The sequence below is a fragment of the Tardiphaga sp. genome (assembly GCF_044340795.1).
Classification (GTDB): domain Bacteria; phylum Pseudomonadota; class Alphaproteobacteria; order Rhizobiales; family Xanthobacteraceae; genus Tardiphaga.
In genome coordinates this window covers 1-9,901 of the sequence record NZ_JBIISY010000210.1, presented here as the reverse complement: position 1 = coordinate 9,901, position 9,901 = coordinate 1, and the positions used below count along the sequence as shown (strand labels likewise).

The window sequence follows — 9,901 nt, the reverse complement described above, 5'->3', positions numbered from 1 at the left end:
CGATCACTGGCACCTTCGCCAGCGGCGGCGCTGGCGCGGCCAGCCTGACAGCGCCCTATATTCGCCTTCTGTCCGGCAACGGTGCCGCGGACGCTGCCGGCACTGGCAAGCTCACGCTGACCGCCGACCTGATCGATGTAACCCGCGCGACCTTCTCCGGATTTGCGGAGACATCGTTGGTCACCGGCGATCTTCGCCTCGGCGGCCTGCTGACCGACCTGACGCAAAACCGGACCGCCTTGCTGTCGGCCGATGGCAAGCTCGAACTGCGCGCCGCCCAGATCTATCCCGCCACCGGCATTCTCGCGACCGTCAAAGCCGGCGCGCGGATCGACGTCGTGCAGAACGGTGAGAGCGGTTTGCCGCTGTCCGCCGCGGGCACGCTCACCCTGGAAGCGCCGGCAATCGCACAGAACGGCACCGTACGTGCGCCGTTCGGCAGCATCGTGTTCCAGTCCACTGACAGCATCACGCTGGGCGCGGGCAGCGTCACCTCGGTGTCCGGCGACGGCCTCATCCTGCCCTATGGTACGCTCGCCAATAACGAGTTCTGGATCGACCCGACCGTCAAGCCGACCAGCGGCACGATGACGCCCTCGCTGAGCAAGCTGCCGGAAAAGAACATCATCCTGCAAGGGCCGAAGGTGACTCTCGCGGCCGGATCGGTGGTGGATATCCGCGGCGGCGGCGATCTCATCTCCTGGGAGCATGTACCGGGGCCCGGGGGCTCGCATGACGTGCTCGCGCAGTCCGGCGTCTATGCGATCCTGCCAGGCATGCAGGTTTCCGGCGCGGCAGCGCAGAAGGTCTGGCTAGCCGGCGGCAACGGGCTCGCGGCGGGCTGGTACGACCTGCTGCCGGCGCGCTACGCGCTGCTGCCCGGCGCCTTCGCGGTGTCGATGGTGAAGAATTCAACCAGCACACAGGCATTCACCACGCTCCAACTGGCGGATGGCGCGACGCTGATGACCGGATTGCGCGCCGATGCTTATGGCAGCGGGCGCGATCAGCTCTCCTCGTCCTGGCGTGTGATGTCGGGTGCCACGCTCCGCAGCTACAGCGAGTATAACGAGGCTACAGCCAACGCCTATTTCGCCTCTGACCTCTTCAAGCTCGGTCAGTACCGTCTCACCGGAGTCAATGTGGTGACCCCGCGATTGACGATGGACGGCGGCTCGGTGGTGTTCAAGGCAAGTTCCAGCCTCGTCCTCGACGGCACGCTACAGTCGCAGCCGGCAGAGGGCGGACGTGGCGGCCTGGTCGATATCGCGGGCAGCAGGATTGCCATCGTCGGGGCAGGGCAGGAGCGCAGCGACCTGACCGGCTATCTCGTGGTGGATGCGACCTCGCTCAGCAATTTCGGTGCGGGCAGCCTGTTGATCGGTGGCATGCGCAGCGTCGATGCGCGCGGTACGCGAGTCGCGGTCTCGGCCTCGAATGTGCTGGTGCGCAACGATGCGAACAGCAGCCTGTTCGGTTCGGAAATCGTGCTGGCGGCGAATGGCACCGTGCAGGTCGCTGATGGCAGCGTCATCGTCGCGAGCGGCAACTCGCCCGGCGCGGGTCTCGATCTCGTGATGGCGCCACAGGTGAAGGCCGTCTATGGCGACATCGGCACGCCCGACACCAATCCAAACAATGATGTAGTGCTCTCGCCATCGCGTGACTATGGTGCGCTGATCCGTGTTTCGACTGGCGACGCCGTGAAGGTGATCCGCGAGAATGTCGATACCTCGGCCGGCGGCCTCGTCAGCATTGGCGCCAATGCGACGCTCAACGGTGGCAATGCGCTGCTGATCGATGCGACCGGCGACACCGCGGTCGCCAGCAGTGCAAGACTGTCTGGCGCGGCGATGTCACTGGCCAGCGGCCGCATCAGCTTCGGCGGAGGGAGCAGCGGCCTCGTGCTCAGTGCTGCATCGCTGGCACAGCTCGCGGATACGCAGGCGCTGACCCTGCGCAGCTACAGCACGATGGATTTCTACACATCCGTCGACCTCGGCCGCGCCGGTCTCGGCACTGTCACTTTCGATGCTGCCGGTCTCGTCGGCTATGGCAGCGGTGCGATCGTCGTGGCCGGCGATACCGTCGCGCTGGAGAATTCAGCAGGTACCTTTGTCAGCCTTGGTGCGGTCGGCAACGTGCAGCTGTCACTGAACGCCAATGACATCGTGCTTGGTGGTGGTGCCAAGACGCTGCGCGGATTCGATGCGGTGACACTGACGGCCGGCCGTCAGGTGAGAGCGCAGGGCAGCGGCTCGCTCGATGCCGGCGCTGCAGCCGTGACGCTGGTGAGCCCGGTGGTGACCGGGCGCGGCGGCGCGTCGCAATCGATCACCACGCAGAACGCCATCCGCGTCACCGGAGCTGGCGGTGCGCCGGTCGACAATGCCGAAGCAAGCCTCGGCACGCGGCTCGCATTCACCGGCACCAGCATCAATATGGATGGGCGGATCGTTGCGCTCGGCGGCGCGGTCAATCTCACCGCGACCGCGGGCAATGTGACGATTGCGCCCGGCGGCCTCATCGATGTTAGCGGCTTCAGGAAGCAGTTCTACGATGTCGCGCAATTCGCCGATGCCGGCAGCATCGCGCTCGCCGCGGTCGGCTCGGTGGTCGTCGCGCCTGGCGGCCACCTTAATCTGTCCGCCCATGTGGAAGGTGGCGCCGCGGGCAAGCTGTCATTGACAGCCTCCAATGGCGGCACGGTGGTGCTCGGCGGGTCAATCGAGGCGCATGCGCGGGCAGGCGAGAAGGGCGGCTCCTTCGCTCTGGACATTGCCGCGATTCCCGACTTCGCCGGCATGAGCCAGCTCCTGAATGTGTCCGGCTTCTCGGCCTCGCGCCAGTTCCGCATCCGCTCAGGCAGTGTGGTAATCGACGGCCTGACCGAAGTGGCGGATTTCGCGCTGGTCGCCGACCAGGGTTCGGTGACGCTCGCAGGGACGATCGATGCTCGCGCGCCGTATGGCGGTAATATTTCCATCAGTGCTGGCAACGGCTTGACCATGCAGGCGTCGGCACTGCTGCGCGCCGGCGCGACGGGCGAATTCGGCGGTGGCCGCGTCATCCTTGAGGCCAGTGGTGGTCGCATGGACGTCGCCGGCGGCACCATTGATGTGTCGGGTGCTGCAGGCGGCCGCGTGCGCTTCCGCGCACAGCAGATCGATGCGCATCAAGAGATCGCCGTTGATCGCCTGCAGGCGGTGGTGGTCGGCGCGCGTTCGGCGGTTCTGGAAGGCGTCAGCATCGAGAATGGTGATGCAGGCTCCGTCGACGCCGTCCGCGGCGGTGCGATCATCAATGCCACGACATTCGCAAGCCATGCCGCAGCCATTGCGGCGCGGTTGAATGCAGGCGGAATTGCCGTGATGCCTGGGATTGAGATCCGGAGCAGCGGCGATCTCACGCTCGAGACAGACTGGAATCTGGCCGCCGATTTCGCAACCGTCCGCATGGGCAGCCTCACGCTTCGTGCTACCGGTAATCTCACACTGCTCGGCAATCTCAGTGATGGCTTCTCCGCAGCGGACACGAGCGGCGTACTGCAGGACATGTCGTCTTGGGATCTGCGCCTCGTCGCTGGCGCGGACCTCACCTCGGCCGGCGCGCTGACGGTCCGGTCGCTCGCGGCTCTGCCTGCGGCGAGCGGCTCGCTGATCATCGGCGACGCCACCTCCGGCAAGATCGTGCGCACCGGCACCGGCGACCTCGATGTGGTGGTTGGCCGCGATCTCCTGCTGGCGCACAACACGTCAGCCATTTACACCGCCGGCCGCGCCGATCCGACCGTCTATGCGGATTTCCAGAGACCCGCGAATGCGACCTACGGCATCGACGGAGGTAATCTCAGGATCGTCGCTCAGGGCGATGCCACTTCCATGCTGCCGATCGGACGCTCTACCGATACCCAGCTCGACGACAATCAGCTGTTCACGGAATGGCTGCGCAAGGTTGGCTCGCTCGGTCTGGACCTGCGCTTCGAACCGGGCCTGCAGACGTCGTGGTGGATCGACTACGGCAAGTTCCAGCAAGGTGTCGGCGCGCTGGGTGGCGGCAATGTGTCGGTGAGCACCGGGAGCGATCTCGTCAACATGCTGGTGGCGCTGCCGACGAACGGCCGTGTCCGCGGTGGCGAGAGTTCGACCAGCACGCCGATGCAACTCGAACTGCGCAACGGCGGCCTGATGCAGGTTGATGCCGGCGGTGCCGTGCGTGCGGGCTATTACTATGTTGGCCGTGGCGATGGCGTCATCAATGCCGGTGAATTCGCCAATGGTCGCACGGTAACGGCGGTGTTGTACGGAGGACGTGAAGCCATCTTCGATATCGCCCCGGTGCTTGCGCTCGGCGATGCCACCATGAAGGTGAAGACCACGGGCGACCTAGTTTTGCAGACGGTGCTGGATCCGCTGATGCTCAATTCCGACAACGTTTACGGCGGCGGTTCGAGCCGGAATAGCGCCTATATGAGCGGCTACGGGGAGCGCACCTCGCTCGATCTGTTGTCGGTGGGCGGCGACGTCTCGCTCACCAATCAGGGGCGTTATCTGTCGAAGGAGGTCGACATTTCCGGAGGGACATATGGTCTCCACGTTGACTATTCCTACATCGGCCTGTTCGCCACCAATCTCTATCCATCTGTCACCCGTATCGCCGCGCTAAACGGTTCGGTGATCAGCCACGATCGCTTTTTCACAGCGCCGGGCAGGACGCCGGAACTGCGCATTCTCGCGGACAATGACATCGTGCTCGGCGAAATCACCATGGCGCGCGCCAATGTTGCGATGATGCCTTCGCCCTTCCTGCCCATCGGGGGTGTTGGCGGTGGCTGGCTGCAATTGCGGTCGGCTATGAGTGGAAATGAGTTTCAATCGCTTGCCGGAAGCGGCCTTGCGGCACTTTTGTTGAATGAGTTCACGATCGGCTACAGCATGACCCTGAGTGCAGGCTCGCTGATGAGCTATCTCGAAAGCGTCCGCAATCCGGCGGTGCTCGAAAACGCGGCGGACATGGAGCCGAGCCGTATCTTCGCACGCAATGGTTCGATTACCGGATCGATGATCGCGACGACCAGCGTGCCGAAGCTGGCCAGGATCACCACGAACGAGCAAACCTGGTTCCGCGCCGGCCGGGATATCCGCAACATCGATTACGATCTGCGTAATGTTCATCGGACCGACGTGTCGCTGCTCGACGCCGGCAACGATATCATCGGTATCGGCGGCCGGATCGAGGTGCAGGGACCGGGCGCGATTTCGCTGGTGGCGGGACGCGATGTCTACGGCACCACTTTTGAAGTGATCAGCAATGGCAATTACGACGCCTATCAGACCAACCGCGCGGTCGAACTGAGCGAGGTGAAAGGCCTTCCACGTGACGGCGCGGCGATCTCGGTGATGGCGGGCTTGCAGGGGCGGCAGCCGGACTATGAGGCCTTCGCCGCCATGTATCTCGACCCGGCCCATATGCCCGCCATGCCCAATTATCTGAAGGTAACGGACGGCGAGACAGTGTTGCCGATCTATCTGATCAACGGCATCGACATCCGAAGTGCGACATCGATCAAGATGCAGCGTGGTGTACAGCTCTTCGTCGCAGAAATGACCGGCGAATTGCTTCGGCCCGTTGATGCCTGGAATCGTTTCCGGGCACTGCCCCGCTTGACGCAGGAGCGCTTCATTCGTGAAGCCTATATGCAGGAGCTGAGCACCTCTGGCGACAACCAGCTCACGCTCGATATCAATGGTCGTCCTCTGAACGGCGGGTATAATCGCGGCTATAAGGCGATCGAGACGCTGTTTCCCGGTTCAGCCTGGAAAGGCGACATCAAGCTCGGCAACGGCACCCTCCGTACTATGGCCGGCGGTGGGATTGAGACGTTCACGCCCGGCGGCGGGTTGCAAGTCGCTGCGCTCGGCACGGTCGTGCCCGATGGGGCAGGTCTGGTAACGCTCGGGTATGGCGATATCAATACTTTCGCTCGTGACAACGTGACGGTGAACCGATCGCGCGTTCTCACTTTCGCCGGCGGTGACGTGACCATCTGGTCGACGCTAGGTGATATCGATGCCGGCCGAGGCGCCAAGACCACCCGCGTACCCTCGGCTCCGGAGATCACGACCGACGAGGACGGCGTGACCAAGGTGCAGGAGCGCGCCGATATCGGCGGCAGCGGCATCGGCACCATCATCGGATTCACCGGGGTAGAGCCGGGCGACGTGTCGCTGATCGCGCCGGACGGCACTGTCGATGCGGGTGATGCAGGCATCCGTGTCAGCGGAAATTTCGTGGTGGCGGCGCTGCAGGTTCTCAACGCCGAGAACATCAAGGTCGAGGGTGAAAAGAAGGGCATCCCGAAGGTCGAGAGCGTCAGTCTCAACATGACGGTCCAGACCAAGGACAAGGCGGCCGAGGATGCCACCAGGGACGCGACCCAGAACAAGGGGAGTGAGCGGCCATCGGTGATCATCGTCGAGGTGCTTGGTTATGGCGGCGGGAATGCGGCCCCGTCGGACGAGGACACACGCCGCCAGCGCGACGATCGCCGGAGTTACGACACCAACAGTGTGATCCAATTGGTGGGCAACGGAGCATTGAACCAGCAACAGAGCGAGGCGCTGACAGACGATGAGAGGCGGCGCCTGCAAGACATCGCTCGTGCAGCGCGCGGCCGCTGAAGCCGGCTGCAGCGGATCAAGCGATGAGCCGGATAGCTTCTTCGCTAAATTGAAGATGTACTGACCGACGAGGCACCACGCGAACTCGTCGGCGGTGTCTGGTCTGGACAGAAGTCATGCTCGACGCGTCTACATAAATCCTGTGTTTTTCCCGCCAAAGGTCATTCCTGGGAAGAGGTGCTCAGCGCGAGCATGCAGTAGCTATGGAAAGTGATGCGCCGAACGTTCTTTACGTCAAACGACCTTCGACAGCTCGCTTGATGCGCGCTAACAAACCAGCGAACCTTTAGATCGATTTGATTCCGGCCTTGACGTTCTGAGCTTTGGCGGCGGTGAAACGCCAATGGCGGGATCTGCGAGGGACGGCGGGAAAGATGTTGAGGCTAAGGGAAGCGCTCAGGGGACGCAGCGTTTGACGCCATTAACTCAGAATAGTATTTAATCCTATTAAGGCTCGGCATGGACTCTGAGGTCCAAAGCAGTGCATCTCCCACTATGATTGAAAAACAAAGGCGAATGCCACCATCATGATGGACGTCCTAAATCTCGCGCTGCCGTATTTCGGATTGATCTTCATCGGCTTTGCCTGTGGCAAGGCGAAGAACCTGCCCGAAGCAGGACTCGCCTGGATGAACTTCTTCCTGCTTTATGTGTCGCTGCCGGCGCTGTTCTTTCGTATCCTGGCGAAGACGCCGTTTGAGGAGCTGAACAATCTGCCGTTCGTGATCGGCACTACCGCGGCGACTGCAACGGCGTTCTTTCTTTCGGTTGGCACCGGAAAGTTTCTCGGCCGGCTGACCATGCGCGAAGCGGGTATGGCGGGGCTTGCCGGCGGCTACGGCAATATCGGCTATATGGGGCCGGGGCTGGCGCTGGCGGTCCTTGGTCCGAAGGCGGCGGTGCCGACGGCGCTGGTGTTCTGCTTCGACAGCATCTTCCTGTTCTCGATTGCGCCCCTGATGATGACACTGACGGCGCCGGAGAAGCGGCCGTTGCTGCCGACCATCGGTATCGTTATCAAGCACATCCTGCTGCATCCGTTGATCGTCGCCGCCTATCTCGGTGCGGCGGTCGCGGCGTTTCATCTGCAGATGCCGGTGGCTGTGGATGGCATGCTGCTGTTCCTGCAGAACTCGGCGGCGCCGGTCGCCTTGTTCGCGCTCGGCGTCACTGTGGCCCTGCGCCCGCTCGGGCGTGTGCCGTGGGAGATCCCGGGCCTGATCGTGATCAAGCTCTTGATCCACCCGCTGATCGTGTTTGGCCTGATGCTGGCACTCGGTCCGTTCCCGCCGGTCTGGGCAGCGACGGCCGTGCTGCTGGCATCGCTGCCGCCGGCGCTCAATGTCTTCGTGATCGCGCGGCAGTATGACAGCTGGATCGAGCCAGCGTCGGTCGCCGTGCTGCTCGGGACGTTCGTCTCGGTGCTGACGCTGACCTCGGTGATGTATTTCCTGAAGTCAGGGCAGATCGCGTTTCCCTAAGAGGCGCGGTTGCGCCACGACGGCGACAATCCCTCGCGCATGGCAAGTCGGCGCAGCGGGCCGATGCTGCCCATCGTGTGCATGCCAGCGGCACGGATCGCCTGCATGGGCAGGAGATCGCTGAGCAGTGAGCGATTGGCCATGTCGATGGCGAAGGTGCGGGAGCGGATGTCGGTGCGGCGCATGCGGGCGAAGCGGGCGATGACGTCAGATGCGCCGATGTCCTGGCCGTTGATGCCGGCGTCGCGCACCATGTCGGCGAGATCGGACGCATCGCGCAGGCCGAGATTGAGACCCTGGGCACCGATCGGCGGCACCACATGGGCGGCTTCGCCGACCAGCACGGTGCGGTTCTTCGCAAGCTCGAACGGCTCCTCGATGCCGAGCGGAAACAGGTGACGGCCGGGGCCGACCGTGACACGGCCGAGGATCGAGTGCGATTGCCTTTCCGCAGCGGCAGATAGTGCGGCATCATCAAGCGCCATCAGGGCTTCGGCGTCCTTCGGCCTGCTGACCCAGACAATGCTGGATCGATCGCCCGGCAGCGGCACGAACACGCAGGGACCATGCGGCGTGTGGAATTCCGTGGAGATGTTCTTGTGCGGCCGGCTGTGGCTGATGTTGAAGGTCAGCGCCATCTGGCCAAGCGGGCGGCGCTTGACGGCGATACCCGCAGCTTCGCGGCAAAGCGACTGGCGGCCATCGGCGCCGACCACGAGCCGCGCCGCGAGCGTCTCGCCGCGCTGCATGCGGATCGTGACCTGTGCGTCGCCCGGTGCAACGGTCTCCGCCTCGTCATTGATGCGGATGAGATTGGTCAATTCGCTCGCGCGCGCTTCAAGGGCCGCGACCAGTTCACGGTTCTCGATATTGTAGCCGAAGGTTTCGAGTCCGATTTCGGCGCACACGAATTTGACCTCGGGCGCGCGGATCAGGCGGCCGGTGTCATCGACGAGGCGCATCGTGGTCAGAGCCGCGGCCTTGTCGGCGCAGCGCTGCCAGACGCCGAGACTGTCCAGGAAATCCACGGAGCCGCCGAGCAGCGCGGTGGTGCGATTGTCCGCATAGGGCGCGCGGCGGGCGACGAGGGCTGTGCGCGCGCCGGTTTCAGCGACGGCAATGGCCGCAGCGAGGCCAGCGGGACCGCCACCGACAACGGCGACGTCATAAGGGAAAGTGGATGTCTCGATCATGGCCGGGACCATCGGACTTTGCTGCGGTATTTTCAAGCCATGACGCATCGCGAAATCACGCCTGTCGCACCGCCAAGTGACAATCATCAAGGAATCCTGCTAGCCCTTGACGCTCCAGTGCTCGCGAGCCCGTGAATGCCATGATCGAACTGTTCTCCAGCCCCGAAGCCTGGGCTGCGCTGCTGACGCTCACCGCACTCGAAATCGTGCTCGGCATCGACAATGTGATCTTCCTGTCGGTGCTGGTGGCGCGGTTGCCGCCCGATCAGGCCAGGCGTGCAAGGCAGATCGGTCTCGCGCTGGCGCTGGTGTTCCGTATCGCGCTGCTGAGCATCCTGGTCTGGCTGATCGGATTGACGGCGCCAGTCGTCACCGCGTTCGGCTTGTCGCTGTCATGGCGCGACCTGATCCTGATTGGCGGGGGCCTGTTTCTGATCGCCAAGGCGACGCATGAGATTCACGCCGAAGTGGAGGCGCGGGAAGGGCATGTGAGCGGGAAGCCCGCGGCCAATGCCTTCGCCTGGGTGATCCTGCAGGTCGTGGTCGT

At 63.6% G+C, this 9,901-nt stretch carries 4 protein-coding genes; 3 read left to right on the top strand and 1 reads right to left on the bottom strand.

Translation table 11 applies throughout. The annotated features are described in order from the left end of the window. Together ACIQ17_RS25680 and ACIQ17_RS25675 are read left to right on the top strand one after the other, a co-directional pair. Positions 1–6,680 (top strand): filamentous haemagglutinin family protein (locus ACIQ17_RS25680; protein ID WP_398472108.1); only part of this gene is annotated, 6,680 nt, incomplete at its 5' end. Between the two features lie 527 nt (positions 6,681–7,207). Next, positions 7,208–8,161 (top strand): AEC family transporter, encoded by a 954-nt coding sequence (locus tag ACIQ17_RS25675; RefSeq protein WP_398472106.1) that lies wholly within the window; start codon positions 7,208–7,210, stop codon positions 8,159–8,161. Here ACIQ17_RS25675 and ACIQ17_RS25670 read toward each other — a convergent pair. Further along, positions 8,158–9,354 carry a UbiH/UbiF family hydroxylase gene (locus tag ACIQ17_RS25670; RefSeq protein WP_398472104.1) on the bottom strand — a complete coding sequence of 399 codons (1,197 nt, stop codon included), beginning with the start codon at positions 9,352–9,354 and terminating at the stop codon, positions 8,158–8,160. The two genes, ACIQ17_RS25675 and ACIQ17_RS25670, sit on opposite strands and share 4 nt — an antisense overlap. Positions 9,355–9,494: 140 nt before the next feature. On the opposite strand from ACIQ17_RS25670, the gene ACIQ17_RS25665 reads away from it, so the two are divergent. Then, positions 9,495–9,901, top strand: a 407-nt coding sequence (locus ACIQ17_RS25665; protein WP_398472103.1) for a TerC family protein, incomplete at its 3' end; no start/stop codon positions are given.

Bases quoted from the DNA above. Each gene is read 5' to 3' on its own strand.
- ACIQ17_RS25675 (WP_398472106.1), top strand. From the start codon at position 7,208: ATGATGGACGTCCTAAATCTCGCGCTGCCGTATTTCGGATTGATCTTC.
- ACIQ17_RS25670 (WP_398472104.1), bottom strand. From the start codon at position 9,354: ATGATCGAGACATCCACTTTCCCTTATGACGTCGCCGTTGTCGGTGGC.